The sequence below is a fragment of the Pontiella desulfatans genome, from assembly GCF_900890425.1.
GTDB lineage: Bacteria > Verrucomicrobiota > Kiritimatiellia > Kiritimatiellales > Pontiellaceae > Pontiella > Pontiella desulfatans.
The window spans coordinates 97107-119439 of record NZ_CAAHFG010000003.1; the positions used below are offsets into that span (position 1 = coordinate 97107).

At 57.6% G+C, this 22333-nt stretch carries 34 protein-coding genes; 33 read left to right on the forward strand and 1 reads right to left on the reverse strand.

The window, feature by feature from the left end; translation table 11 throughout:
- Positions 1–11 precede the first annotated feature (11 nt).
- The 33 genes from rplD to E9954_RS21575 all read left to right on the forward strand — a co-directional run bounded on the left by rplD (position 12) and on the right by E9954_RS21575 (position 20050).
- Positions 12–635, forward strand: coding sequence for a 50S ribosomal protein L4 (rplD, locus tag E9954_RS21415; protein ID WP_136081338.1), 624 nt, complete (start codon positions 12–14; stop codon positions 633–635).
- A 12-nt stretch (positions 636–647) separates the two neighbouring features.
- Positions 648–932 carry a 50S ribosomal protein L23 gene (rplW, locus tag E9954_RS21420; RefSeq protein WP_136081339.1) on the forward strand — a complete coding sequence of 95 codons (285 nt, stop codon included), beginning with the start codon at positions 648–650 and terminating at the stop codon, positions 930–932.
- 13 nt (positions 933–945) lie between these two features.
- A complete protein-coding gene (rplB, locus tag E9954_RS21425) occupies positions 946–1773 on the forward strand; it encodes a 50S ribosomal protein L2 (RefSeq protein WP_136081340.1) in 828 nt (275 codons plus the stop codon).
- A complete protein-coding gene (rpsS, locus tag E9954_RS21430; RefSeq protein ID WP_136081341.1) occupies positions 1773–2042 on the forward strand; it encodes a 30S ribosomal protein S19 in 270 nt (89 codons plus the stop codon). The genes rplB and rpsS overlap by 1 nt, the downstream gene beginning before the upstream one ends.
- A 97-nt stretch (positions 2043–2139) precedes the next feature.
- Positions 2140–2475 (forward strand): 50S ribosomal protein L22, encoded by a 336-nt coding sequence (rplV, locus tag E9954_RS21435; RefSeq protein WP_136081342.1) that lies wholly within the window; start codon positions 2140–2142, stop codon positions 2473–2475.
- Positions 2476–2485: 10 nt separating this feature from the next.
- Positions 2486–3118, forward strand: coding sequence for a 30S ribosomal protein S3 (rpsC, locus tag E9954_RS21440; protein ID WP_136081343.1), 633 nt, complete (start codon positions 2486–2488; stop codon positions 3116–3118).
- 10 nt (positions 3119–3128) lie between these two features.
- A complete protein-coding gene (gene rplP / locus E9954_RS21445; RefSeq protein ID WP_136081344.1) occupies positions 3129–3548 on the forward strand; it encodes a 50S ribosomal protein L16 in 420 nt (139 codons plus the stop codon).
- A 13-nt stretch (positions 3549–3561) separates the two neighbouring features.
- Positions 3562–3756 (forward strand): 50S ribosomal protein L29, encoded by a 195-nt coding sequence (rpmC, locus tag E9954_RS21450; RefSeq protein ID WP_136081345.1) that lies wholly within the window; start codon positions 3562–3564, stop codon positions 3754–3756.
- A gap of 5 nt (positions 3757–3761) precedes the next feature.
- On the forward strand, positions 3762–4025 hold the full coding sequence (gene rpsQ, locus E9954_RS21455; protein WP_136081346.1) for a 30S ribosomal protein S17: 264 nt from the start codon (positions 3762–3764) through the stop codon (positions 4023–4025).
- Positions 4026–4039: 14 nt separating this feature from the next.
- The gene (gene rplN / locus E9954_RS21460; RefSeq protein WP_136081347.1) at positions 4040–4405 is read left to right on the forward strand and encodes a 50S ribosomal protein L14; all 366 of its coding nucleotides are present in this window, start codon (positions 4040–4042) and stop codon (positions 4403–4405) included.
- A gap of 21 nt (positions 4406–4426) precedes the next feature.
- Positions 4427–4654, forward strand: coding sequence for a 50S ribosomal protein L24 (gene rplX / locus E9954_RS21465; RefSeq protein ID WP_136081348.1), 228 nt, complete (start codon positions 4427–4429; stop codon positions 4652–4654).
- Between the two features lie 42 nt (positions 4655–4696).
- Complete coding sequence (rplE, locus tag E9954_RS21470; RefSeq protein WP_136081349.1) at positions 4697–5245, forward strand: 50S ribosomal protein L5; 549 nt, start codon at positions 4697–4699, stop codon at positions 5243–5245.
- A 10-nt stretch (positions 5246–5255) separates the two neighbouring features.
- On the forward strand, positions 5256–5654 hold the full coding sequence (gene rpsH / locus E9954_RS21475; RefSeq protein ID WP_136081350.1) for a 30S ribosomal protein S8: 399 nt from the start codon (positions 5256–5258) through the stop codon (positions 5652–5654).
- Positions 5655–5672: 18 nt separating this feature from the next.
- Positions 5673–6209: a 50S ribosomal protein L6 gene (rplF, locus tag E9954_RS21480; protein ID WP_136081351.1), complete on the forward strand. Its 537-nt coding sequence runs from the start codon at positions 5673–5675 to the stop codon at positions 6207–6209.
- The gene (gene rplR, locus E9954_RS21485; protein ID WP_342793860.1) at positions 6206–6544 is read left to right on the forward strand and encodes a 50S ribosomal protein L18; all 339 of its coding nucleotides are present in this window, start codon (positions 6206–6208) and stop codon (positions 6542–6544) included. The genes rplF and rplR overlap by 4 nt, the downstream gene beginning before the upstream one ends.
- A gap of 10 nt (positions 6545–6554) precedes the next feature.
- A complete protein-coding gene (gene rpsE, locus E9954_RS21490; protein WP_136081353.1) occupies positions 6555–7109 on the forward strand; it encodes a 30S ribosomal protein S5 in 555 nt (184 codons plus the stop codon).
- 19 nt (positions 7110–7128) lie between these two features.
- Positions 7129–7569 carry a 50S ribosomal protein L15 gene (gene rplO / locus E9954_RS21495; protein ID WP_136081354.1) on the forward strand — a complete coding sequence of 147 codons (441 nt, stop codon included), beginning with the start codon at positions 7129–7131 and terminating at the stop codon, positions 7567–7569.
- Positions 7570–7590: 21 nt separating this feature from the next.
- The gene (gene secY / locus E9954_RS21500) at positions 7591–8931 is read left to right on the forward strand and encodes a preprotein translocase subunit SecY (RefSeq protein WP_136081355.1); all 1341 of its coding nucleotides are present in this window, start codon (positions 7591–7593) and stop codon (positions 8929–8931) included.
- Positions 8931–9572, forward strand: coding sequence for an adenylate kinase (locus E9954_RS21505; RefSeq protein WP_136081356.1), 642 nt, complete (start codon positions 8931–8933; stop codon positions 9570–9572). The genes secY and E9954_RS21505 overlap by 1 nt, the downstream gene beginning before the upstream one ends.
- A 9-nt stretch (positions 9573–9581) precedes the next feature.
- A complete protein-coding gene (gene map / locus E9954_RS21510) occupies positions 9582–10340 on the forward strand; it encodes a type I methionyl aminopeptidase (RefSeq protein ID WP_136081357.1) in 759 nt (252 codons plus the stop codon).
- Entirely contained in the window at positions 10340–10558 is a 219-nt protein-coding gene (locus E9954_RS21515; RefSeq protein ID WP_136081358.1) for a S1 domain-containing protein, read from the forward strand. The genes map and E9954_RS21515 overlap by 1 nt, the downstream gene beginning before the upstream one ends.
- A gap of 1 nt (position 10559) precedes the next feature.
- Complete coding sequence (gene rpmJ, locus E9954_RS21520; protein WP_136081359.1) at positions 10560–10673, forward strand: 50S ribosomal protein L36; 114 nt, start codon at positions 10560–10562, stop codon at positions 10671–10673.
- A 16-nt stretch (positions 10674–10689) separates the two neighbouring features.
- Positions 10690–11091: a 30S ribosomal protein S13 gene (rpsM, locus tag E9954_RS21525; RefSeq protein ID WP_136081360.1), complete on the forward strand. Its 402-nt coding sequence runs from the start codon at positions 10690–10692 to the stop codon at positions 11089–11091.
- An 11-nt stretch (positions 11092–11102) separates the two neighbouring features.
- Positions 11103–11657, forward strand: a complete 555-nt coding sequence (gene rpsK / locus E9954_RS21530) for a 30S ribosomal protein S11 (protein ID WP_136081361.1) — start codon at positions 11103–11105, stop codon at positions 11655–11657.
- Positions 11658–11729: 72 nt separating this feature from the next.
- Positions 11730–12734 (forward strand): DNA-directed RNA polymerase subunit alpha, encoded by a 1005-nt coding sequence (locus tag E9954_RS21535; RefSeq protein ID WP_136081362.1) that lies wholly within the window; start codon positions 11730–11732, stop codon positions 12732–12734.
- 27 nt (positions 12735–12761) lie between these two features.
- On the forward strand, positions 12762–13181 hold the full coding sequence (gene rplQ / locus E9954_RS21540; protein ID WP_136081363.1) for a 50S ribosomal protein L17: 420 nt from the start codon (positions 12762–12764) through the stop codon (positions 13179–13181).
- A 333-nt stretch (positions 13182–13514) separates the two neighbouring features.
- Positions 13515–14519, forward strand: coding sequence for a phosphate acetyltransferase (gene pta, locus E9954_RS21545; protein ID WP_136081364.1), 1005 nt, complete (start codon positions 13515–13517; stop codon positions 14517–14519).
- 18 nt (positions 14520–14537) lie between these two features.
- Entirely contained in the window at positions 14538–15734 is a 1197-nt protein-coding gene (locus tag E9954_RS21550; protein ID WP_136081365.1) for an acetate/propionate family kinase, read from the forward strand.
- A gap of 205 nt (positions 15735–15939) precedes the next feature.
- Entirely contained in the window at positions 15940–16125 is a 186-nt protein-coding gene (locus E9954_RS21555) for a hypothetical protein (protein WP_136081366.1), read from the forward strand.
- Between the two features lie 95 nt (positions 16126–16220).
- Positions 16221–17297, forward strand: coding sequence for an LbtU family siderophore porin (locus E9954_RS21560; protein ID WP_136081367.1), 1077 nt, complete (start codon positions 16221–16223; stop codon positions 17295–17297).
- Positions 17298–17316: 19 nt separating this feature from the next.
- Complete coding sequence (locus tag E9954_RS21565; RefSeq protein ID WP_136081368.1) at positions 17317–17544, forward strand: FeoA family protein; 228 nt, start codon at positions 17317–17319, stop codon at positions 17542–17544.
- Complete coding sequence (gene feoB, locus E9954_RS21570) at positions 17541–19850, forward strand: Fe(2+) transporter permease subunit FeoB (RefSeq protein WP_136081369.1); 2310 nt, start codon at positions 17541–17543, stop codon at positions 19848–19850. The genes E9954_RS21565 and feoB overlap by 4 nt, the downstream gene beginning before the upstream one ends.
- Entirely contained in the window at positions 19832–20050 is a 219-nt protein-coding gene (locus tag E9954_RS21575; RefSeq protein ID WP_168442487.1) for a FeoC-like transcriptional regulator, read from the forward strand. Before feoB ends, E9954_RS21575 begins: the two co-directional genes overlap by 19 nt.
- Here the strand turns inward: E9954_RS21575 and E9954_RS21580 are convergent.
- A complete protein-coding gene (locus tag E9954_RS21580) occupies positions 20032–22305 on the reverse strand; it encodes a U32 family peptidase (protein WP_136081371.1) in 2274 nt (757 codons plus the stop codon). The two genes, E9954_RS21575 and E9954_RS21580, sit on opposite strands and share 19 nt — an antisense overlap.
- Positions 22306–22333: the final 28 nt, after the last annotated feature.

The following is a 22333-nucleotide window of genomic DNA, read 5'->3' on the forward strand; positions in this document are numbered from 1 at the left end:
CAGGGATTACCATGAGCAAAGTAGCTTTGAAAAATGTTAAGGGAGAAAGCGTCGGCGACTACGAAGTTGCGGACAACCTCCTCGTTCTCGACAAGGGCGACCAGGCCGTTCACGAAGCGGTTGTTGCCTACAACGCGCACCAGCGCGCCGGCACCGCCTCCACCCTGAACAAGGGCGAAGTCAACGGTAGCGGCAAGAAGCCCTGGAAGCAGAAGGGCCTCGGCCGCGCACGTGCCGGTTACAAGCAGTCCAACGTTTGGCGTGGCGGACATGCCGCGCACGGCCCGTTGCCGCGCAAGTATAAGAAGAAGCTTTCGAAGAAGGTGACCAAGCTGGCGTTCGCCCGCGCATTCAGCGCGAAGGTGGACCAGGGCGACATCACCGTGATCGACGAGCTGAGCATGGCTTCCCCGAAGACCAAGGACTTCGCCGTTGTGCTGAAGAACCTCGGCCTCGACCGCGGCGCGCTGTTCATCGTTGATGTAACCACCGACAACCTGCTGCTGGCCACACGCAACATCCAGCGCGTCGAAGTGGCCACCGCACAGTTGGTCAACACCTACCAAATCCTGCGCTACAAGAACGTGATCATCACGAAGGCAGGCATGGAAGCGCTCGAGAAGCGCCTCGGATAAGGAGCCTACGAAATGAAAAGTTCAGCCGATGTAATTAAACGTATTTTGTTGACCGAAAAGGGAACCATGCTCTCCGAGCTGCAGAACAAGTATTTGTTCACGGTTGCCATGGATGCCAACAAGGTGGAAATCAAACGAGCCGTCGAAGAGCTCTTCAATGTCCGTGTTATGGCCGTCAATACGATGCGCCGAAAAGGCAAGAAGAAGCGCCAGAGAACGGCTCATTTCGGAACAACCGCCGCCTCCAAGCGTGCAGTTGTTACATTGCATGCAGATGATAGCATTAACCTGATCTAAGGAGATCTTTGCAATGCCTTTGAAATCACACAAGCCGTATACACCGAGCCGCCGGCACATGGTGTTGTCGGACTTCGCCGATATCACCAAGAGCACTCCCGAGCGTTCGTTGGTCAAGGCGAAGAAAAGCAAGGCCGGCCGCAACAGCGCGGGACGTATTTCCGTGCGCCACCGCGGGGGCGGGCACAAGCGCCGCTACCGCGTGATCGACTTCAAGCGCGACAAGTTCGGCATTCCCGCCAAAGTTGCCGCGATCGAGTACGATCCCAACCGTTCCGCCCGCATCGCCCTGCTGCACTATGCAGATGGCGAGAAGCGCTACATCATTGCACCGGCGAAACTCGCCGTCGGCGCCACGCTGATGTCCGGTCCGGACGCCGAGCCGGCGCTGGGCAACGCGTTACCGCTGGGTAAGATCCCGGTCGGCATGGCCGTGCACAACATCGAGCTGATCGCCGGTCGCGGCGGGCAGCTGGTTCGTTCCGCGGGCACCTCGGCGCAACTGATGTCCTGCCACGACGAATGGGCCAACGTGAAGATGCCTTCCGGCGAAATCCGGATGATCCGCACTGGCTGCCTGGCCACCATCGGCCGCGTCGGCAACGTTGAGCACAACAACATTGTGATGGGCAAGGCCGGCCGCAAGCGCTGGCTGGGCATCCGCCCGACCGTGCGCGGTGTTGCGATGAACCCGGTTGACCACCCGATGGGCGGTGGTGAAGGCCGTACCTCCGGTGGCGGGCATCCGAAGTCCCCGTGGGGTCTGCTCGCGAAGGGCAAGCGTACTCGCGATAAGCATAAACAGACCAACAAGTATATTGTTGAACGGAGGAAGAAATAATGGCTCGTTCACTGAAAAAAGGTCCATACGTTGACCTCAAGCTGGTCAAGAAGGTTCGCAAGATGGAAGAGGGCGGTCGCAAGCAGCCCATTAAAACCTGGGCCCGCAATTCCATGATTGTTCCGGAATTCGTTGGCCAAACCTTCAACGTTCATAACGGTAAAGTTTTCGTTCCGGTGTTTGTTACGGAGAATATGGTCGGGCACAAACTGGGTGAATTCTCGCCTACCCGCGCCTTCAGAACCCACGGTATGGCGACGGAGAAATAGTCTGGGTGATTTTCTGGTCGAAATCGCTGGATTTCGACCGGCAAATCCATAGACTGTCCGCCCTTTATTCCCCGTGGAAAACTAAGAGTGAAAACACATGGAAGTGTCAGCAACAACTAAATATGTGCGCATGTCGCCCACCAAGGCCCGCGATCTCGCGAACGAGATCAAAGGACTGCCGGTCGCCGACGCACTGCGCATCACCGAGTTCAATGCTCGCAAGGCTGCCGTACAGATCGGCAAGACCCTCAAGTCGGCGATTGCCAATGCCGAAAACAACGAGGGGTTGTCGGTCGACAGCCTGTTTGTGAAAAACGCCATCGTGGATGGCGGACCGATGATGAAAAGATTCCGTCCGCGTGCCCGGGGCATGGCTAGTCCGATCCAGAAGAAGACCAGCCACGTAACCGTTATTCTAACCGACAAAGCGTAAGGAGACTCTAGTGGGTCAAAAAGTAAATCCTATTGGAATGAGGCTCGCACTCACCAAAGACTGGCGTTCGCGCTGGTATGCGGACAAGCGCGACTTCGGTACCATGCTCAAGGAAGACGTCGACATCCGCAAACTCGTTTCCGAACGACTGAAGGACGCTGCTGTGTCGGACATCTACATTGAGCGCTATGCAAACCGCATCCGCGTAACCATCAAATCGGCTCGTCCGGGCTTGGTCATCGGCCGCAAGGGCGAAGACATCGACAAGCTGCGCGAAGTGCTCTCGAAGAAGACCGGCAAGGAAGTCTACATCGAGATCGCCGAAGTGAAGAAGCCGGATCTGGACGCCACCCTGGTGGCGGCAAACGTTGCCATGCAGCTCGAGCGCCGTGTTTCGCATCGCCGTGCCATGAAGCGCGCGCTGCAGATGGCCATGGAAAATGGTGCCCTCGGCATCAAGATCCTCGCCGGCGGCCGTTTGAACGGTGCGGAAATCGCCCGTTCCGAGAGCTATAAGGAAGGCAAGATTCCGCTGCACACGCTGCGCGCCAATATCGACTACGGAACCGCGGAAGCGAATACCGTTGCCGGCATCATCGGCATCAAGGTGTGGATCTGCAAGGAATCCGAAACGAAAGCCTAGGAGTTGAATCATGCCTTTAATGCCGAAACGAGTTAAATACAGGAAGGTCCAGCGCGGTTCCCGCGGCGGTCTCGCCCAGAAGGGCAACCAGCTGGCCTACGGAGAGTATGGTCTCCAGTCCCTCGAGCGTGGATGGATCACCGCGATCCAGATCGAAGCGTGCCGTGTGGCTGCAAACCGTGCCATGAAACGTAAGGGTAAATTGTGGATCCGCATTTTCCCCGACAAGCCAATCACCAAGAAGCCGTTGGAAGTTCGAATGGGTAAAGGTAAGGGTGGGGTCGACCAGTGGGTCGCCGTCGTCAAGCCCGGCACCATGCTTTTCGAACTGGATGGCGTTCCGGAAACGCTGGCAAAGGAGTGTCTGCGCCTTGCAGCCACCAAGTTGCCGCTGCGCGTCCGGTTCGTACAGCGCCACGCTCATGACTAAAGGATGGTGAGCCATGAAGGTTAAAGAAATTAATGAAATGACGATGGAAGAGCTGGAAGTTCAGCTCGCGGACATCAAGAAGGAGCAGTTCAACCTGAAGCTCCAGCAGGTGTCCGGTCAGCTGGAGAACCCGGCGCGCATGAAACAGCTGCGCCGCACGGTGGCCCGCATCAAGACCATCCAGAACCAAAAGAAAGTTGAAGGGTAACGGTCATGGAAAATACAAGACATAACCGCAAGACCCGCGAGGGCCGCGTTGTCAGCAAGAGCGGCGACAAGTCGATTGTCATTCTGATCGAGCGTCGCATGCGCCACCCGCTGTACGGCAAGGAAATCCGCGTTTCCAAGAAGGTGCATGTGCACGACGAGGAAAACAAGGCCGGTGTCGGCGATGTTGTTCGCGTAATGGAAACCCGTCCGCTGAGCAAGCTGAAGCACTGGCGCCTGGTGGATATTGTTTCGGAAGCTGCGAAATAAGGTAGGGCTGAACAATGATTCAAGAGAATACACGTTTGAAGGTTGCGGATAATTCCGGTGCGCGTTCGGTGATGTGCATCCGCGTACTCGGCACGAAGAGTAAGATTGCCCGTGTGGGCGATGTTATCCGCGTCTCGGTCAAGGAAGCGCAACCGAACGGTGTGGTGAAGAAGGGCGACCTCTGCAAGGCGGTCGTGGTTCGCACCAAGAGCACCATTCGCCGTCAGGATGGCAGTTGCCTCCGTTTCGATGGAAACGCAGCGGTCATCATCGACGACAACAAAAACCCGCGCGGCACCCGTATTTTCGGGCCGGTCGCCCGCGAGCTTCGCGACAACGACTTCATGAAGGTCGTGTCGCTGGCTCCGGAAGTACTGTAAAGCGCAGGCGAGGAGTTTAAGATGAGCAAAGCCAAAATCAAGAAGGGCGACACCGTTACGGTTATCGCCGGTGATGAAAAAGGCAAGTCGGGCAAAGTCCTTCAGGTGCTTCCGGAAAACGGACGCATCCTTATCGAGGGAATCAACTTTGTGAAGAAACATATGCAGAAGAGCGAGGACAACCCGCAGGGTGGAGTCGTGGAGCGTGAAGCTCCGATCGCGATTTCCAATGTGAAGGTATCCGCTTAATCGTTCCAAGCATTGGAACCGTAATTTTGGAGGAAGGGTGCAATGGCCCCAACACTGAAAACCAAATATAAAGACGCAGTCGCCCCCAAGCTCATGGAGAGCCAGGGCTACAGCAGCAAAATGCAGGTTCCCGCAATCAAGAAGATCGTACTGAACCTCTGTGTCTCGGTTGACCACGACCGCGACACGCTGACCGCACTCGCCGAAGACCTCGGCAAGATCACGGGTCAGAAGGCCGTTATTACCAAGGCCAAGAAATCAGTATCGAACTTTAAGTTGCGAGAAGGAATGTCCATCGGCGCACGGGTTACGCTCCGCGGCGATCGGATGTATGAATTCATGGATCGCCTGGTCAACGTTACGCTTCCGCGTATCCGCGACTTCCGCGGCATCCCCGGCAACTCGTTCGACGGGCAGGGCAACTACTCGATGGGTCTTCAAGAACAGACCGTGTTCCCTGAAATCGACCCGGACAAGGTGAAGAAGACCCACGGCATGGATATTACCTTCGTGACTTCCGCCACCAGGGACGACGAAGCAAGAGAACTGCTTTCCCTGATGGGCATGCCGTTCAAAACGGGCAACGAATAGGAGTTTAGAAATGGTTTTAACAGATCCAATCGCTGACATGTTGACCCGTATCCGCAATGCGAATATGGCCGAGAAGCACGTTGTTGGAATGCCGCACTCCAAAATGAAGAGCGAGATTGCACGCATCCTCAAGGCCGAAGGGTTCATCAAGGACTACACGATGGAAAACGACGGCGGGAAATCCGTCCTCAACGTTTTCCTTAAATATACGACGGACCGCGAGCCGGTCATCCAGGGGCTTCGCCGCATCAGCAAGCCAAGCTGCCGCAAGTATGCCAACTCCGAAGAAGTGCCGCGCGTTTTGGGCGGCATCGGAATGGCGATCCTGAGCACGTCTTCGGGCGTCATGACCGACGTCGAAGCTCGCGAAAAGAAGATCGGGGGCGAAGTCCTCTGCTACGTTTGGTAGAAAGGACTGGTTTTAGATATGTCAAGAATAGGTAAACAACCCATTTTGATCCCCGGCGGTGTGACCGCCGAAGTCAGCGGCCAGACCGTGACGGTCAAGGGCGCGAAGGGCGAATGCACCTACACGGCCCCCGCGTGCATCGCGGTGGCTGTTGAGGGCAGCAGCGTAGTTGTAACCCGCAACGACGATTCCAAGTTCGGCAAGGCGATGTTCGGCACCGTCCGCAGCCTGGTCAGCAACATGGTCGTCGGCGTGAGCCAAGGCTACAAGAAAGATCTGATCATCGAAGGCGTCGGCTACAAGGCCGTGATGAAGGGCCAGGAAATCGTCCTGTCGCTGGGATTCTCGCACGACATCAACTATTCGATTCCGGACGGCATCACGGTGGATGTGAAAGACAACACCAAGGTTTCCGTCGAAGGCATCGACAAGCAGCTGGTTGGCCAAGTGGCGGCACGCATCCGCGACTACTCGCCGGCCGAGCCGTACAAGGGCAAGGGCGTACGCTACTCCGATGAGCAGATTCGCCGCAAGGAAGGTAAGGCGGTTGCATAATGGCTACTAAAAGCAAAAAAGATCTGAGAACCCGTCGCCACCTCCGTGTGCGCAACAAGATTGCAGGAACCGCCGAGCGTCCGCGCATGGCGGTCTTCCGCTCGAACACGCGGCTCGAGGTGCAGTTTATCGATGACGACGCACGGCTGACGCTGTGCGGCGTGTCCTCCAAGGGCAAGAACGCCGAGGCTGCCAAGGAACTTGGCGCCAAGGCCGCCGAAGCCGCCAAGGGCAAGGGCATCGAGACTGTTGTTTTCGACCGGGGCGGTTTCGCCTTCGGTTCCAACCTCAAGGCGCTGGCCGATAGTGCTCGCGAAGCCGGACTTAAATTCTAGGAGTTTCCCAATGGCAGAAGAACGTACAGAACGTAACAGAGGACGCCGGGATGGCGGCGGCCGTGGCCGTGGCCGTAAACGCGACGACAAGAACGAAGTTCGCGAAAAGCCGGAATTCGAGGAGCGCGTGGTCCACATCAGCCGCAACTCCAAGGTTGTCAAGGGTGGCCGTCGCTTCAGCTTCGGCGCACTCGTGGTGGTCGGCGATCGCAAGGGCCGTGTTGGCTACGGGCTCGGCAAGGCCGCCGAGGTGGCCGAAGCCATCCGCAAGGCCGGCGATGTTGCCAAGCGCGACCTCCAAACCGTAACCATGCGCGGCACCACGCTGCCGCATGACGCCCTCGGCAAGTTTTCGGGTGCGCAGGTTTTGATCCGCCCGGCCTCCGAAGGTACCGGCATTATCGCCGGTGGCCCGTGCCGTGCCGTACTCGAACTCGCTGGCGTCCGCGACGTCCTCGCGAAGTCGCTCGGCTCCAACAATCACCTCAACGTAACCAAGGCGACCCTCAAGGCGCTTGGCTCGCTCCGCTCGAAAGAGGAAGCGATTGCCATTCGCAAGGGCTAGTCTGGAAGGGGATAAAGTCATGGATTTACATTCACTTAAACCTGCAGAAGGTTCCAAGCATCGGAAAATCCGCGTCGGCCGTGGCCGCGCATCCGGCAAGGGCAAGACCGGCGGACGTGGCCACAAGGGCCAGATGTCCCGTGCGGGCGCAAGCCACAAGCCGCTGTTCGAAGGGGGCCAGATGCCCTTCGTCCGGAAACTTCCGAAGCGGGGTTTCAACAACTTCAACCGCAAAGAGATTCTTCCGGTCAACCTCGACGCGCTCAACGTGTTCGAGGATGGTACCGAGGTCACTATCGGGTTGCTCCAGGAAAAGGGACTGGTTAACGGTCGCTTCGATGGCGTGAAAATTCTCGGTAGCGGCAGTGTGGAAAAGAAACTGACCGTCAAGGTCAACGCCTTCTCCGCCTCGGCCAAGGAAAAAATCGAAGCCGTCGGCGGCACCTGCGAAATCGTCTAGTAATCGAAAGGCCCCATCGCCATGCTTTCCGCATTTGTCAACACCTTCAAGATTACCGAACTGCGCCAGCGTATCCTGTTTACGTTTGGCCTGATCTTCATCTGCCGTCTCATTGCCGCTGTTCCGCTTCCGGGCGTGGACGCGGTCTCCATCCGTGCGTTCATCGAAGCGCAGGGCGGGGCGGAAGGTGGCCTGTTCGGCATCATGAACCTCTTCAGCGGGGGTGCGCTGCTGCAGTGCTCCATCGGTACGCTGGGCATCATGCCCTACATTAGTGCATCGATCATCCTCCAGCTGATGACCGCGGTGATCCCGCATCTTGAAAAGTTGGCTCGCGAAGGCGATGTCGGCCGTCAAAAGATTACGCAATACACGCGCTACCTCACGGTTATCATCTGCGCGGTGCAGGGAGCGGCCATGGCCATCGCCCTGCAGAGCGGGGGCTATTTCGGCCTGCCGTCCGAGGTGGTGCGTATTCCCGGCGTTGGCTTCGTGCTGCTCACGATGATGGCGCTGGTGACCGGTTCGCTGTTGCTGATGTGGATCGGCGAACAGATGACCGACCGGGGTATCGGCAACGGTATCTCGATCATCATCACCGTCAACATTGTTAGCAGCATGCCGATGGCCGTCAAGACGCTGGTCGACAAGCTAACGCCGGTGGACGGCGTTGCCGAGATCGGCATTTTCCACCTGGCGTTGCTGCTCGCGCTGATCTTCTTCGTGACCCTGGGCGTTGTTGCAATGACGCAGGCGCAGCAAAAGATCCCGGTGCAGTTCGCCAAGCGTATGGTTGGCCGCAAGATGATGCAGGGCGGAACCTCGCACCTGCCGTTGCGCGTCAACTATTCCGGCGTCATGCCCATCATTTTCGCCTCCGCCATCCTGGGCATCTTCCCGATGATCGGCAGCAAGCTCCCTTGGCAAGCCGCCAAGGAGTGGGCGAACACGTTCCCGATGTCGTTCTGGTACATGTTCTTCTTCGGCGTGATGATTCTGTTCTTCTCCTATTTCTGGGTTGCAACGCAGTTCAACCCGATCCAGATCGCGGACGATCTCAAGCGCCGCGGCGGCTATGTTCCGGGCATCCGTCCGGGTACGCCGACGGCCGAATTCCTCGACCGCACCATGACCCGCCTAACCCTGGCCGGCGCCGTCTTCCTGACCGCCATCGCCGTCATGCCTTCCATCATGACGTCGCAGTTCCAGATTCCGTGGATCGTGGCCTCGTTCTTCGGCGGCACCAGCCTGCTGATCATCGTGGGTGTCATGCTCGACACCATGCGCCAGATCGAATCGCATCTGCTGATGCGCCACTACGACGGCTTCCTGAAAAAAGGGAAGATCAAGAGCGGTAGGTAATGAACGCGGTTGTTCTCTTGGGCCCCCCCGGTGCAGGCAAAGGCACCGTCGCTGAAGTCCTGGTGGACAAAGGATACCGTCACGTCTCCACAGGGGATCTGCTCCGCGAGCAGATCCGCCTCGAAACGCCCCTCGGTCTTGAAGCCAAGCAGCTGATGGACCAGGGCAAGTTTGTGCCCGACGACGTGGTCGTCGGAATGATCCGTGATCTCCTTTCCTCCCGGGCGGCCGAATCCAACTATTTGTTTGATGGTTTCCCGCGCACGCTGGTGCAGGCGGAAAAGCTTGATGAACTCCTCGGCTCTCTCAATGGAACGCTTGAAGAGGTTGTGCTGCTTGAGTGTCCGGATGACGTGATCGTCGAACGGCTTTCCGGGCGGCGAACCTGCTCGAAATGCGGCTCGGTGTATCATGTGAAGTTCAACCCGGCCTCGAACGAAGACCTGTGCGACATCGAGGGCTGCGAACTGACGCAGCGTCCCGACGACAACGCCGAAACCATTCGCAAGCGCCTGGTCGTCTACGCCGAGCAGACGGCGCCGCTCATCACCTATTACGAGGCGAAGGGTCTCGTCCATCCGATCGATGCCACGCAGCGTATCGACCAAGTCCGCGCCGCCGTGCTTGAAAAGCTGGGATAACCCTTTGCCATGATCATTGTTAAAAAGCCGGCCGAGCTGGAGGCCATGCGCATCGCCGCACGAAAGACGGCCACCATTCTCCACAAGGTGGCCGCCAAGGTTGCGCCGGGCGTCACCACCAAGGAACTCGACGACTATGCCGCCGAGTTGGCGAAAAAGGAGGAAGGCCGTTGCGCCTTCTATGGCTACCACGGGTTTTCCGGCCACATCTGCTCTTCGGTGAACGAAGAGGTGGTCCACGGCGTTCCCGGACGGCGCGTCATCCAGGACGGCGATGTGGTCAGCATCGACTTCGGACTCGTCTATGGCGGCTTTGTGGGCGACACGGCCATCACGGTGGCGGCTGGGGAGATCAATCCCGAATGGCAGCGCCTGCTCGACACCACGCAGGAGTGCCTGCGGGCCTCCATCGAAAAAGCGGTCGAGGGCAACCGGCTTTCGGATATCTCCAATGCCTGCCAGGTGGTGGCCGAAGGCGCGGGCTTTTCCGTGGTGCGCGATTTTGTCGGCCACGGCATCGGGCGCGAAATGCACGAGGATCCGCAGATCCCCAACTATGGCCCTCCCGGGCGCGGCCCCGTCCTCAAGGCCGGCATGACCTTCGCCATCGAACCCATGATCAACCTCGGGGTTCACAAGACCGAAACCCTCCACGATGGCTGGACGGTGGTGACCAAGGATAGGCTTCCTTCCGCCCACTTCGAGCACACCGTGGCCGTGGGCAAGCACAAGGCCGAGATTTTGACGATTCCAGATTTGGACTCGTAATGAATAAAAAAGAGACAATTTTACTAGACGCGCGCTTGTTGGGCGTGATAGACAAACACGCTTTTGACGCAGAACTAAGTAACGGACACCGATTCGTTGTGTTTTTAGGGCGCAAGGATTTCGGCTGTCAGCTGCCGCAACCCGGTGCGCAAGTTATAGTTGAGATGTCGCCCTTCGATATGAGCAAGGGGCGTCTGGTGATTAACCAGGAGCAATAAGATGAAAGTACGAGCTTCAGTAAAAAGAATGTGTGAACAGTGCAAGGTTATCCGCCGCCAGGGTGTGGTACGTATTATTTGCACCAACCCGCGCCACAAGCAGCGCCAAGGATAAATTAGGAGTTTAATCAATGCCACGTGTACTCGGTATAGACATCCCCGGTAGAAAGAAGCTGGAATATTCGCTTCGCTACATCTACGGAATCGGCCCGGCCCTCGCGAAGGAAGTTTGCGAAAAGGCCAAGCTGGATCCGAACAAGAAAGCAGACGACATGACCGACGAGGACATTCAGCACCTCGTTTCCGTTCTGCAGAACGACTACCGCATCGAAGGCGACTTGCGTCGCGAGGTTTCGGCCAACATCCGTCGCCTGATTTCGATCGGTTCCTACCGTGGTCGCCGCCACCGCGCCGGTTTGCCGGTTCGCGGTCAGCGCACCAAGACCAATGCACGTACCCGCAAGGGCGCGAAGCGCACCGTTGGTGTTGTTCGCGGCAAGGAAGCCCGCTCCGCCGCCAAGGCCGCTAAATAAGGATTATTCCCATGGCAGAAGAAAAAGTTGAAATAGAAGAAAAAGCGGTCGAAGCAGCAGCTCCGGTTGCCGCTGAAGAAACGCCTGCGGTAGAAGCAGCTCCTGCGGTAGCCAAGGCTGAAGAAGTGGTTGAAGAAAAGAAGTCGCGCCTGCCCACCGCCGCCGATCTGCTTGCTGACGATGTCATCGAGCCGATCAAGCGCAAGAAGGGTTCCAAGAACGTTCCGTTCGGCATTGCCTTCGTGAAGACCACGTTCAACAACACGATTGTTTCCATCACCGACACGCGCGGCAATGTGGTTTCCTGGAGCAGCGCAGGCAAGTGCGGCTTCAAGGGCTCCCGCAAGAGCACGGCGTTCGCCGCAACGACTGTTGCGCAGGATGCCGCCCGTAACGCCATCAGCCACGGCATGTCCGAGGTTGAAGTCCGTGTGCAGGGCCCGGGTGCAGGACGCGAGTCCGGTGTTCGCGCCATCCAGTCGGCTGGGTTGTCGATCACGTCGATCAAGGATACCACCGCGATCCCGCACAATGGATGCCGCCCGCCCAAGCGCCGCCGCGTCTAGTTTGAATTTCTAACAAATCAGTACTTAACACCATACGGACCGGTTAACGCCCGGTTCTGGGAGGATAATACTATGGCTACACGACTCGGTCGTTTTGAAATGCCGAAACAGGTCGTCAAGGACGATGCTGTTTCCACTGAAAACTACGGTAAGTTCTACGCTGAACCTTTCGAGGGCGGCTATGGACGCACCATGGGCAACTCGCTTCGCCGCGTGCTGCTCTCCTCGCTGGAAGGCGCTGCGGTTTCTTCCGTCAAGATCAAGGGAGCCCCGCACGAATTCTGCAGTCTCGAAGGTGTTACGGAAGATGTCACCGACATCATCCTCAACATCAAGCAGCTGCTCTTCAAGAGCTATGCCCGCGACTCGCAGATGGTGAAGATCAAGGTTGAAGGTCCGGGCGAAGTTACCGCCGGCGACATCGTGACCCCCGAATCCATCGAAGTCCTGAACCCCGATTTCGTCATCTGCACGTTGGCCGAAGGCGGCGTGTTCGAAGCCGAGATGGAAGTTCGCATCGGGCGCGGCTATTGCCCGGCCGATCTGAACAAAAAGGAAAACCAGGAAATCGGCATCATACCGATCGACTGCCTGTTTTCCCCGGTTCGCCGTGTCAAGTATGCCACCGAGAACACCCGTGTTGGCCGGCGTACCGACTACGACAAGCTCGTAATCGAAATCTGGACGGACGGACGCGTTAGCCCGGACGACGCGCTGACGATGTCGGCCGCCATCCTACGCCACCACCTCGACGTCTTTGTCTCCTACGACAAGGATTTGATCGAATTCGAGGAAAGCGAAAAGCAGATCGACCTCGAGAAGGAAGAGCTGCGCAAGAAGCTGAACATCAGCGTCAACGAAATCGAACTCAGCGTTCGTGCCGCAAACTGCCTGAACAACGCCAACATCACCACCGTCGGCGAGCTGGCGCAGAAGACCGAGGCCGAAATGCTGAAATACCGCAACTTCGGTAAGAAGTCGCTGAACGAAATCAAGGCGAAGATCCAGGAAATGGGTCTGTCGCTGGGCATGACCTTCGACATCGACCTGCTCAAGGGTTCGTCCATCGAAGACTAGTTTGAAAACTATCCAGAGGTTGGAACAATGAGACATCGTAAAAAAACAGTTAAACTCGGTCGCACCAGTGCGCATCGCAACGAGCTGCTTGCAAACCAGGTTTGCGCGCTCATCGACAACAAGCGCATCAAGACGACCATCCAGAAAGCCAAGGCAACCCGTAGCCTGGCCGAAAAGATGATCACGCTCGGAAAGAAAGGCACCCTCGCGGCACGTCGCCAGGCCATCTCCACGCTGAAGAACGAAAAGTCCGTCAAGGAACTCTTCGACGCGGTTGCCCCGACGTTCGCCGATCGCAACGGCGGCTACACCCGCATCATCAAGCTCGGCCGTCGAATTTCCGACAGCTCCGAGATGGTGCTGCTCGAATGGGTCGACACCGTGGTGGCTGCTCCGGCGGCGGTTGCCGAAGTGGTTGCTGAAGAAGAAGTGGCTGCCGCCGAGTAAATCTCGCCGACAGCGCTTTGCAAAAACCCCGTCGCCTTCGCAGGCTGCGGGGTTTTTTGTTATTCAATTCCGATCAGGGCACCGGACGGGTGTCCTAAATCGGAAATCAGTTTAATTTGGTATAAAAACATGAGTTTGCCGGTTCTGTAATCCACTAATTTTCCCGCGCTCGGAGCGAAGTGTGTGTCTGCGGAAACATGAAGCGCACTGAAAATTCAAAACGTTCAATAAACCCGTCGTTTTGGGTTGCGGAAAAATCCCGAGGTGGTAGTTTTTGCGGAGTTTTTTGCAAAATTGGGGATGCATAAACAACATAGAACAGGGAAAAGTCCAATGGGCAGAAGTATCTTTATTCAGCAAATCATTGATGCTGCGAAGGTTAAGCAGCGCAACATCGTACTACCCGAAGGTAGCGATGAGCGAGTGCTCGAAGCCGCCAACATAATCAACGCAGAAGGAATCGCCTCGGTAACCTTGCTCGGAGATGAGCAGAAAATCACCGAGGCTTTTTCGTCGAAGGGCTGGAGCCTCGATGGCATCAAGGTCATCAATCCGGAAACCTCCGATAAGCTGCAGGAATATGCCGACACCTTCTACGAAATGCGCAAGGCAAAGGGCATCACCCCCGAGCAGGCGCTTGAGACGGTGAAGCAGGTCAGCTACTTCGGCACCATGATCATGAATGCCGGCGATGCCGATGGCATGGTTTCCGGCGCGGCCCACTCGACGGCCGATACGGTTCGCCCGGCGCTCCAGGTGATCAAGTCCGCCAAGAAGGGGGCAACGGTTTCGAGCTTCTTCATCATGGACGTTAACGACAAGACCTATATCTTTTCCGATTGCGCGTTGGTGGTTGATCCGACCGCCGAGCAGCTGGCCGATATGGCCGTCGATAGCGCCATCTCCGCCATGGCCTACGATATACCGCCGAGGGTTGCACTTCTTTCGTTTTCCTCCTATGGATCCGGCGGAAAATGCCCGATGGTCGAAAAAGTGCAGGAGGCCGTCAAGCTGGCCAAGGCCAAGGTTGAAGCGGAGCATGCCGACAAGGGCATCGTGATCGACGGCGAGCTTCAGCTCGACTCGGCCATTGTTCCGGAGGTTGCGAGCAAGAAGGCGCCGGAAAGCCCGTTGGGCGGCGAAGCGCGCGTGTTGATCTTCCCGGATCTGAATGCCGCGAACATTGGCTACAAGCTGGTGCAGCGCCTTGCAAATGCCGGTGCCTATGGCCCCGTGCTCCAGGGCTTGAACAAGCCGGTCAACGATCTCTCCCGCGGTTGCTACGTTGAAGATATCGTCGGCACCGTTGCCCTTACCGCCCTGCAGGCTGCAAACTAATTCGAGGAATACCATTCAATGAAAATTCTAGTACTCAACTCGGGATCGTCTTCGATCAAGTTCAAGCTTTACCATGCCAATGAGTCCGACGACCAGTTCCACGCGCTTTGCGAGGGGCAGGCCGACCGCATCGGAATCGATGGTTCCACGTTGGCCTATGAAAGGGGTGATGAGGGTAAGGAAAAGCAATTCATCGCACTGCCCGACCACAAGCATGCGATCGATGAAATCCTCAAGCAGCTCATCGATCCGGAGACCGGTGTTCTCGAAAGCCTCGAGGATTTGGGCGGGGTTGGCCATCGTGTCGTGCATGGCGGCGAGGACTTCACCGGTTCGGTGGTCATCGACCGGGAGGTCATCAAGGCCATCGAGCGCAACTCCATGCTGGCGCCGCTTCACAACCCGCCGAACCTGATGGGGATCAAGGCGATGGCATCGCTGTTGCCTTTCATGCCGCAGGTGGCCGTGTTCGATACGGCCATCCACCAGAGCATGCCGAAAAAGGCCTACATGTATGCACTGCCCCTTGCGCAGTACAAGACCTATAAGATCCGTAAATATGGCTTCCACGGCACCTCCCATGGCTATGTGGCCAACAAGGCCGCCGAGGAGCTGGGCAAGGAGTTGAAGGATCTGAAAATCATTACCTGCCATCTGGGCAACGGCGGTTCGCTGGCGGCCTTCATGGGTGGGGTTTCGGTCGATACCTCGATGGGCTTCACCCCGCTCGACGGCATCATCATGGGAACTCGTTCGGGCACGCTCGATCCCTACGTTCCGCTGCATATCATGGAATCGCAGGAGCTCAAGCCGTCGCAAGTCAGCACCATGATGAACAAGCAGGGCGGCCTGCTCGCCATCTCCGGCAAGAGCGACATGCGCGACAACGTCGAGAGCGCCGCGGCCGGCGATGCCGACTGCCAGATGGCGATCGAAATGTTCTGCTACAGCATCCAGAAATACATCGGCTCCTATGCCGCCGCCATGAACGGGGTGGATTGCATTGTCTTCACCGCCGGTGTGGGGGAAAACAACCCGATGCTTCGCGATAAGATTCTCGAAAACTTCACCTTCCTCGGTCTCGAAGTGGACAAGGCGAAGAACGATGCCAACGAAACCGTGCTGACCACGGAAGCCTCCAAGGTTGTGGCGCTCAAGATCCACACCAACGAAGAGCTGGTTATTGCGCTCGATACCTACAACTTGATTAAGTAGGCATCGGGAAAACGGGAACCCGCCTGGAAATCGGGTGCTTGAAAGGGATGGCTTGCGCCATCCCTTTTGTTTTGGGTGGTCGGCCGGGGCCGATCAGCCTCCCGGGCACATCGGGGAATGTTAGTTGCGCCAAAAACTTCCCGAATAGAATTGACCCTGTTGAGATAATATCTAAATTTGCCCGCAATTTAGCAGGAACTAGGACATGGCCGATAGCCACGAAAATGTGAAAAAGCGGATCGAGGCGCTGTACAACATGCTGATCGAGCATGACGGCTACGGTGAGATGAAGATCGATTTCAGGATTCTGAAAAAGGGGCAGAAGGAAATCATTATCCATTGCGGCAAGCAATATCGCTATGTGGTGGACAGCACCATGGGTCGTTTATAGGAATAAATACCGCCGGAGAGGCCCCGGGTGACTGATAAAAAGAGTTGAGCGGTTTCCGTTCAGTGGATGAATGGAATTGCTTAAGGAAAAAAGAAATGAACATGACAAAAGGAATGATGGTTGCGGCCTTGGTCGCCGTGGTTGGTGTGGGTTTTGCCGACGAAAATGCAACCGTTGATATAACCGCGAAAGAAATCGGTGTCTTGGCAAAAAAAGGCCTCCAGAGTTTGGAATGGGGTCTGTTGCTGGAGACGGAAGGATATTACACGAAAATCGGCGGTGCTTCGGAAAGTGGAATCATTCAGGCGACGGTCGAATTCAAAATGGAGGCAGCCGTCGCGGAGTGGCTCCGGGGCAATGTTGGCCTTTTGTGGGAGCAGGAATCCCGTGAGGATAACAACATAGACGAAGCGTTTGTTACGCTGGGTGCAACCGAATCCATTCCATATTATTTGGTTGCTGGCCGCTTTTACCAGCCGGTGGGTAACTTTGAGTCCGCTTTCATATCGGATCCGATGACTCTGGAGCTGATGGAAATGAACCGTACCGCAGGCATGGTTGGCTACGGCAACCAGTGGATCGACGCCAACGTGGGTGCATTTAACGGCGACACGAAGAAAGGCGTTGCAGAAGACGAAGGCGGTGATGCCATGATTTCCGACGTCTACGCGACTGTTTCTTTGAGCCCGGCCGAGCAGGTTCAGTGTGGAGCGTATTGGCTCTCCGACATGATGGAAACCTATAACTACGGTGGTGTCGGGCAGCTGGTCGCGGATCAACCTGGTTATGATAAAGTGGGCGGTGCAGGGGCGTTCATCAATGTCTACCTAGGCTTGCTCACTTTCAATTTTGAGTATGCTGCGGCACTCGATTCCTACAATCTCGATGGTGGCCAATACACTCCTGCAGCCTTCAATATCGAAGGTTCCGCCCAGATACACGACCGAGTTGTGGTCGGTCTGAAGTATGAAGCCAGCGATGACCTTTATGCAGGTTATGACCGTGTGGCGCTGCAGTTTGGCGATAAATATCCAGGTCAGGCATACGGTGCCGTGGTTTCCTATGGTTTCCACGACAATGCCGCCATCGCTGCGGAGTATCTCCGTGTTGAAGAATTGGATGACAATGCCAACGGGCATGTTGTTGCCGTCCAACTCGCATTGGAAATTTAATTTTGAACGAAGGACTGGCATGAAGCTCAAGGAACTCAAGGTTGGCGAAAACGGTATTGTAATAGGATTTGCTGCGGCCGATCCGGCCTATCGGCAAAAGCTCTTCCGCATGGGGCTGACCCGGAACGTCGATTTCACCGTCGTCCGCAAGGCGCCCTTGGGCGGGCCGATCGAAATCGAAGTCCGCGGCTCCCGCGTCGTGCTTCGCTCCGACGAGGCCAACGTGCTCGAGGTAGATAAAAAATGAGCAATCTCAAAATCGCGATCGCAGGCAATCCGAACTGCGGCAAAACCACCGTATTCAATGCCCTGACGGGCGCGCGGCAGCAGGTCGGCAACTGGCCTGGCGTAACCGTCGAGCGCGTCATGGGCGAATATACCCACTGCGACGCCATCATCGATGTCACCGACCTTCCGGGCATCTATTCCTTCTCCGCGCTCTCGCCCGACGAAGAGGTGGCTCGCAAGCACATCCTGTTCGACACGCCCGACGTGGTCGTCAATGTGCTCGACGCCTCCAACCTGGAGCGAAACCTATATCTCACCACCCAGCTGCTCGAGATGGACGTTCCCGTGGTCGTGGCGCTGAACATGATGGACATGGCCAAGCAGCGCGGCATCCGCATCGAGGTCGAGCACCTCGAAAAACATCTGGGCTGTCCCGTGATCCCGATCATCGCCTCCAAGAAAAAGGGGATCGACGAACTAAAGGATTCCATCTGTAAAATCAGCAAAACCCACCATCGCCCCGGCGTTCGCGTCGCCTACGAAAAGGACATCGAAAAGGTGCTCAAATCGCTGGAACTCAGCTTGGGCGACGTGGCGCTCACCAGGAAGGTTTCCGCGCGGTGGCTGGCGATCAAGCTGCTGGAAAAGGATGAACTTGCCATGGAGCTCATCGGGGCCGACCAGGCGCTGCTGCCCGATATCCAGCACGAACTCAAAAAGGTGGAACGCCTCGTGGGCGAGGATTCCGACATGATCATCGCCGACGGCCGCTATGGTTTCATCCACGGCCTCGCCCGGGATGTCACCGCCGGCAGCGACAAGGCTCGCAAAACCTTCTCCGACGCCGTCGACCGGGTGGTGCTCAACAAGGTGCTCGGTTTCCCGGTCTTCTTCGGCGTGATGTATCTCGTCTTCGCCATCACCATGAATGTCGGCGCGCCGTTCATCGACTTTTTCGATGGGTTCTTCGGCACCATCTTCGTGGATGGCTTCGGGCATCTGCTCGAATCGTTCGGCACGCCTGCGTGGCTGGTTGCGATCCTGGCCGAGGGGCTCGGCGGCGGCATCCAGACGGTTTCGACCTTCATCCCGCCGATCTTCTTCATCTTCCTCTGCCTGTCGTTTTTGGAAGACTCCGGCTACATGTCGCGCGCGGCGTTCGTGATGGACCATTTCCTGCGCCGAATCGGCCTGCCGGGGAAAGCCTTCATTCCGATGCTCGTCGGCTTCGGCTGCAACGTGCCGGGCATCATGGCAACGCGTACGCTCGAGTGCCGCCGCGACCGCATCCTTTCCATCCTCATGAATCCGTTCATGTCGTGCGGCGCGCGCCTCCCGGTCTACACGCTCTTTGCCGCGGCCTTCTTCCCGGACAAGGGTGGAGCCGTGATTTTCACGATCTACATCACCGGCATCGCCCTCGCGGTCGTCACGGGGCTGCTGTTCAAGAAAACCCTGCTGCAGGGCGAGGTGACCAGCTTTGTGATGGAGCTGCCGCCCTACCACATGCCGACCTTCAGCGGCGTGATGTACCACACCTGGCACCGCCTCAAGTCGTTCATCATCAAGGCGGGCAAGGTGATCCTGCTGATCGTCGCCGTGCTCGGCTTCCTTAATTCCATGGGCACCGACGGTTCGTTCGGCAACAACGATTCTCAAAACTCGGTCCTCAGCGCCATGAGCCGCTCCGTCACGCCCGTCTTCCGGCCCATGGGCATCGAGGACGAAAACTGGCCCGCCGTCGTCGGTCTCTTCACGGGCATCTTTGCCAAGGAAGCCGTGGTTGGCACGCTCGACTCGATCTATGCCCAGCTCGACGAACCCGAAATCGCCAGCGAAGAAGCCAGTGGCGGAGGCTTTGAATTCTGGCCCGGCATCATCGAGGCGTTCGCCACCATCCCGGCCGGCTTTTCGGAGCTCGGCGAAGGCCTGAAGGATCCGTTGGGCCTTTCCGGCGCCGTGAAGGAGCTCGACTCCACCGATGCCAAGCGCCATGCGAGCATGGTTGCCCATTTCGGCGAACATGGAAAACAGGCCGCGTTCGCCTACCTGCTCTTCATCCTGATCTACGCGCCCTGCGTTGCCGCGCTCGCGGCCATCGCCCGCGAGATCGGGATGCGCTGGATGTTCTTCGCCGTCACCTACCTCACCATGCTGGCCTGGATCGTCTCGACGGTCTACTACCAGCTCGCAACCTTCGCGGTGAATCCCGGCGCCTCCGCCGGATGGCTGGGCATTTGCCTGGCCATGGTGGTGGTTTCGGTCATTGGCTTGAAGATTGCCGGAAACCAGGACGTGGGCAAAAAATGTTTAGTGGCATCGTAAAACTGCTCAGCGAGCGCGGCGCGCTCTCCGTCCAGGAGATCGCCCTCGCGCTCGGCATCAACTCCTCCGCCCTGCGCCCCATGCTCGGGATGCTCGAACAGAAGGGCAAGGTGCTCAAGGTTGAGATTCCCTGCAAGAAAGCCTGTACGGGCGGCTGCACCGAATCCGACTCGATGACGTTCTATAAGGTTCGCCCATAGTTTCCGTCGTGGCATTCGGCGGGCGGCAGGCCTTCGAGCGCATCGCGGACAACCTCTGCTGCATGCGCGGCATCGCGGATGCCATAGGTGAGGTCGATCCGGAAGTTGCGCGCGCCTGCCTCGCGTAGTTCATCGAGGTGTTCAATCAGCGAGAACGGCTCTTCGTAGATCAGCACATGCTCATCGCCGTTTTTCTCAACCTTCATCGGTTTCTTTTTCCGGTCGGAAAGGATTTCGCCGGCGTCCGGGGGCGTTGCGGAAATCATGAGCGGCGTATGCTGGTAGACCGGAACAATCGCGCGGCCGCCGAGCAATCCAAGCAACGCCTTCAGGTTGTCGCCCGTATCTTCCGGCGACAGGACATTTTGTTTAATGCCGAGTTCGCGCCACTGTTCGGCGGCTTCCGTGTTGAGCGTGTAGAGCGGCCAGTCGGCAACAAGATCGGAACAATCCCGTCGTGCGTGAAGCGCGCCAACGTTTGCGACTTCGCAACGTGATCCGTGATCCGTGAGGCGTGATTCGCGTTGGATGACGGGGATGGCCATTCGGATTGGAGGGTGGGGTTCGGGTGGAGCTTCGCCCTCCAGCACGATCTCGTTAATCCGCTCCAGCTCCTCTTCATTCAAATCATCCAGCAGCGAAAGATCGCGCAGCCTGATCGACCAGCGTTCTTGGTCGCTGGGATCGGCGGGCGGTTGCACGAGGTCTTCGAGCCGCGCAAAATGTTCCAGTTGCTTGTGCGTTTCAAATTCCGCACTCAGTTGTTCGAGCAGGTTCCGCCGGACGTCGTTCATCACCGAGGCCGGGGCAAACAAGCCATTGTCTTCGACGGTAAGCTGGCCAAGTCGCCACTCGGTGCCGCCTGTTTTTTCGAAACTTTTCCGGATGGCCGACTCCGTGCGCTCCGGTTGCCGCGCTTCGCTCAGCGCTTCATCGATTGTGATTTCCGTTTGTCCCGAGCGAACCGTCACGCCGTTGGACGTCAGTTTCACCGAAGCGTCGAACGGCTTCTGTTGCCGATAGGTTCCGGGGCGGGGCGCTTCGAAACCATAGCGTTGGCGGACTTCCTGGGAGATCGAGCAATAGACGGTCAGGCCGGATTCAAGGTAGGGATGGCTTTCGGGCAGTTTGACTTCGATGCCCGCGTTGGCCGGAACCTCGAACTTCAGGTGTTTCTTGCGGTCGTTCTGCAATCGGATTTCGGTGGCGGAAAATCCATAGGGTTCCTTTCCCGCCAGCTCGATCTTCAGGCCGTCGTATTTTTGCAGCGCGCGGTTGGTGTTGAGGCAAAGCCAATGATCGTTGCGCTCGGTGCGGATCGATTCGATGGTGCCGATCGCCGCGCCGCGGTGCCCGTTGGTGGTTGGGTCGATTGGGTTGGTGTTGCTCTTTTTGAGATAGAGGTCGGTGGCCGGTCGTCCGAAAATCGTCTGGATATCGGAGAGCAGTTCGCGCTGCTCTTTTTCGTCAAGACCGCGGTCCATTCGCCGGCGATAGAAGTCGGTGACGGCTCCAACATACGCATCGCCCTTCATACGTCCCTCGATTTTCAGCGAGGCCACTCCCGTGGCCAGCAACTCGTCGAAATGCGCGCCCACCGCAAAGTCCTTCATCGAAAATGGAAGGCCCTTGCTGCCATCGGAGTCGAAGGTTTGGCGGCAGCAGTAGGCACAGCGCCCGCGGTTGCCGCTCCGCCCCGAAACGTGGGAGGAGAAGAGGCAGAGGCCGCTGTAGGAATAGCAGAGCGCGCCATGGATGAAGGCCTCGGTCTCGATGCCGCAGCCGCGCGTGATGCAATCGATCTCTTTCAGGCTCAATTCGCGCGCCAGCACCACGCGGCTGAAGCCGATATCGGCCAGCAACTGCGCACCTGCCGTGTTGTGCACGGCGAGCTGTGTGCTCGCGTGGAGCTCGAGTTTGGGAAAGAACCGCCGCGCCATCCGCGCCACGCCCATGTCCTGCACAATCACGCCGTCCGCGTTCAGGTCGTTGATCTGTGCGAGCGCCTCAAGCGCATCCGGCAACTCGTGCTGCTGAACCAGCGTGTTGAGCGCGATGTATACCTTCTTGCCGTGCGCGTGGGCATAGCCGATCAGCTCGTCGAGCTGTTCCGTCGAAAAATTGGCGGCTTCGGCACGCGCAGAAAAGCGCGGCAACCCGGCATAGACCGCGTCGGCGCCATACGCCAGCGCCGCCCACGCCGCATCGGCGCTGCCTGCGGGGGCCAGCAGTTCAGTTGGTTTCTTTTTAGTCATAAACGAATCTTATGCGCAACGAATGAAT

Coding starts and splice junctions, on each gene's coding strand:
- rplD (WP_136081338.1), top strand. CDS start 12: ATGAGCAAAGTAGCTTTGAAAAATGTTAAGGGAGAAAGCGTCGGCGAC.
- rplW (WP_136081339.1), top strand. CDS start 648: ATGAAAAGTTCAGCCGATGTAATTAAACGTATTTTGTTGACCGAAAAG.
- rplB (WP_136081340.1), top strand. CDS start 946: ATGCCTTTGAAATCACACAAGCCGTATACACCGAGCCGCCGGCACATG.
- rpsS (WP_136081341.1), top strand. CDS start 1,773: ATGGCTCGTTCACTGAAAAAAGGTCCATACGTTGACCTCAAGCTGGTC.
- rplV (WP_136081342.1), top strand. CDS start 2,140: ATGGAAGTGTCAGCAACAACTAAATATGTGCGCATGTCGCCCACCAAG.
- rplP (WP_136081344.1), top strand. CDS start 3,129: ATGCCTTTAATGCCGAAACGAGTTAAATACAGGAAGGTCCAGCGCGGT.
- rpmC (WP_136081345.1), top strand. CDS start 3,562: ATGAAGGTTAAAGAAATTAATGAAATGACGATGGAAGAGCTGGAAGTT.
- rpsQ (WP_136081346.1), top strand. CDS start 3,762: ATGGAAAATACAAGACATAACCGCAAGACCCGCGAGGGCCGCGTTGTC.
- rplN (WP_136081347.1), top strand. CDS start 4,040: ATGATTCAAGAGAATACACGTTTGAAGGTTGCGGATAATTCCGGTGCG.
- rplX (WP_136081348.1), top strand. CDS start 4,427: ATGAGCAAAGCCAAAATCAAGAAGGGCGACACCGTTACGGTTATCGCC.
- rplE (WP_136081349.1), top strand. CDS start 4,697: ATGGCCCCAACACTGAAAACCAAATATAAAGACGCAGTCGCCCCCAAG.
- rpsH (WP_136081350.1), top strand. CDS start 5,256: ATGGTTTTAACAGATCCAATCGCTGACATGTTGACCCGTATCCGCAAT.
- rplF (WP_136081351.1), top strand. CDS start 5,673: ATGTCAAGAATAGGTAAACAACCCATTTTGATCCCCGGCGGTGTGACC.
- rpsE (WP_136081353.1), top strand. CDS start 6,555: ATGGCAGAAGAACGTACAGAACGTAACAGAGGACGCCGGGATGGCGGC.
- rplO (WP_136081354.1), top strand. CDS start 7,129: ATGGATTTACATTCACTTAAACCTGCAGAAGGTTCCAAGCATCGGAAA.
- secY (WP_136081355.1), top strand. CDS start 7,591: ATGCTTTCCGCATTTGTCAACACCTTCAAGATTACCGAACTGCGCCAG.
- E9954_RS21505 (WP_136081356.1), top strand. CDS start 8,931: ATGAACGCGGTTGTTCTCTTGGGCCCCCCCGGTGCAGGCAAAGGCACC.
- map (WP_136081357.1), top strand. CDS start 9,582: ATGATCATTGTTAAAAAGCCGGCCGAGCTGGAGGCCATGCGCATCGCC.
- E9954_RS21515 (WP_136081358.1), top strand. CDS start 10,340: ATGAATAAAAAAGAGACAATTTTACTAGACGCGCGCTTGTTGGGCGTG.
- rpmJ (WP_136081359.1), top strand. CDS start 10,560: ATGAAAGTACGAGCTTCAGTAAAAAGAATGTGTGAACAGTGCAAGGTT.
- rpsM (WP_136081360.1), top strand. CDS start 10,690: ATGCCACGTGTACTCGGTATAGACATCCCCGGTAGAAAGAAGCTGGAA.
- rpsK (WP_136081361.1), top strand. CDS start 11,103: ATGGCAGAAGAAAAAGTTGAAATAGAAGAAAAAGCGGTCGAAGCAGCA.
- E9954_RS21535 (WP_136081362.1), top strand. CDS start 11,730: ATGGCTACACGACTCGGTCGTTTTGAAATGCCGAAACAGGTCGTCAAG.
- rplQ (WP_136081363.1), top strand. CDS start 12,762: ATGAGACATCGTAAAAAAACAGTTAAACTCGGTCGCACCAGTGCGCAT.
- pta (WP_136081364.1), top strand. CDS start 13,515: ATGGGCAGAAGTATCTTTATTCAGCAAATCATTGATGCTGCGAAGGTT.
- E9954_RS21550 (WP_136081365.1), top strand. CDS start 14,538: ATGAAAATTCTAGTACTCAACTCGGGATCGTCTTCGATCAAGTTCAAG.
- E9954_RS21555 (WP_136081366.1), top strand. CDS start 15,940: ATGGCCGATAGCCACGAAAATGTGAAAAAGCGGATCGAGGCGCTGTAC.
- E9954_RS21560 (WP_136081367.1), top strand. CDS start 16,221: ATGAACATGACAAAAGGAATGATGGTTGCGGCCTTGGTCGCCGTGGTT.
- E9954_RS21565 (WP_136081368.1), top strand. CDS start 17,317: ATGAAGCTCAAGGAACTCAAGGTTGGCGAAAACGGTATTGTAATAGGA.
- feoB (WP_136081369.1), top strand. CDS start 17,541: ATGAGCAATCTCAAAATCGCGATCGCAGGCAATCCGAACTGCGGCAAA.
- E9954_RS21575 (WP_168442487.1), top strand. CDS start 19,832: ATGTTTAGTGGCATCGTAAAACTGCTCAGCGAGCGCGGCGCGCTCTCC.
- E9954_RS21580 (WP_136081371.1), bottom strand. CDS start 22,305: ATGACTAAAAAGAAACCAACTGAACTGCTGGCCCCCGCAGGCAGCGCC.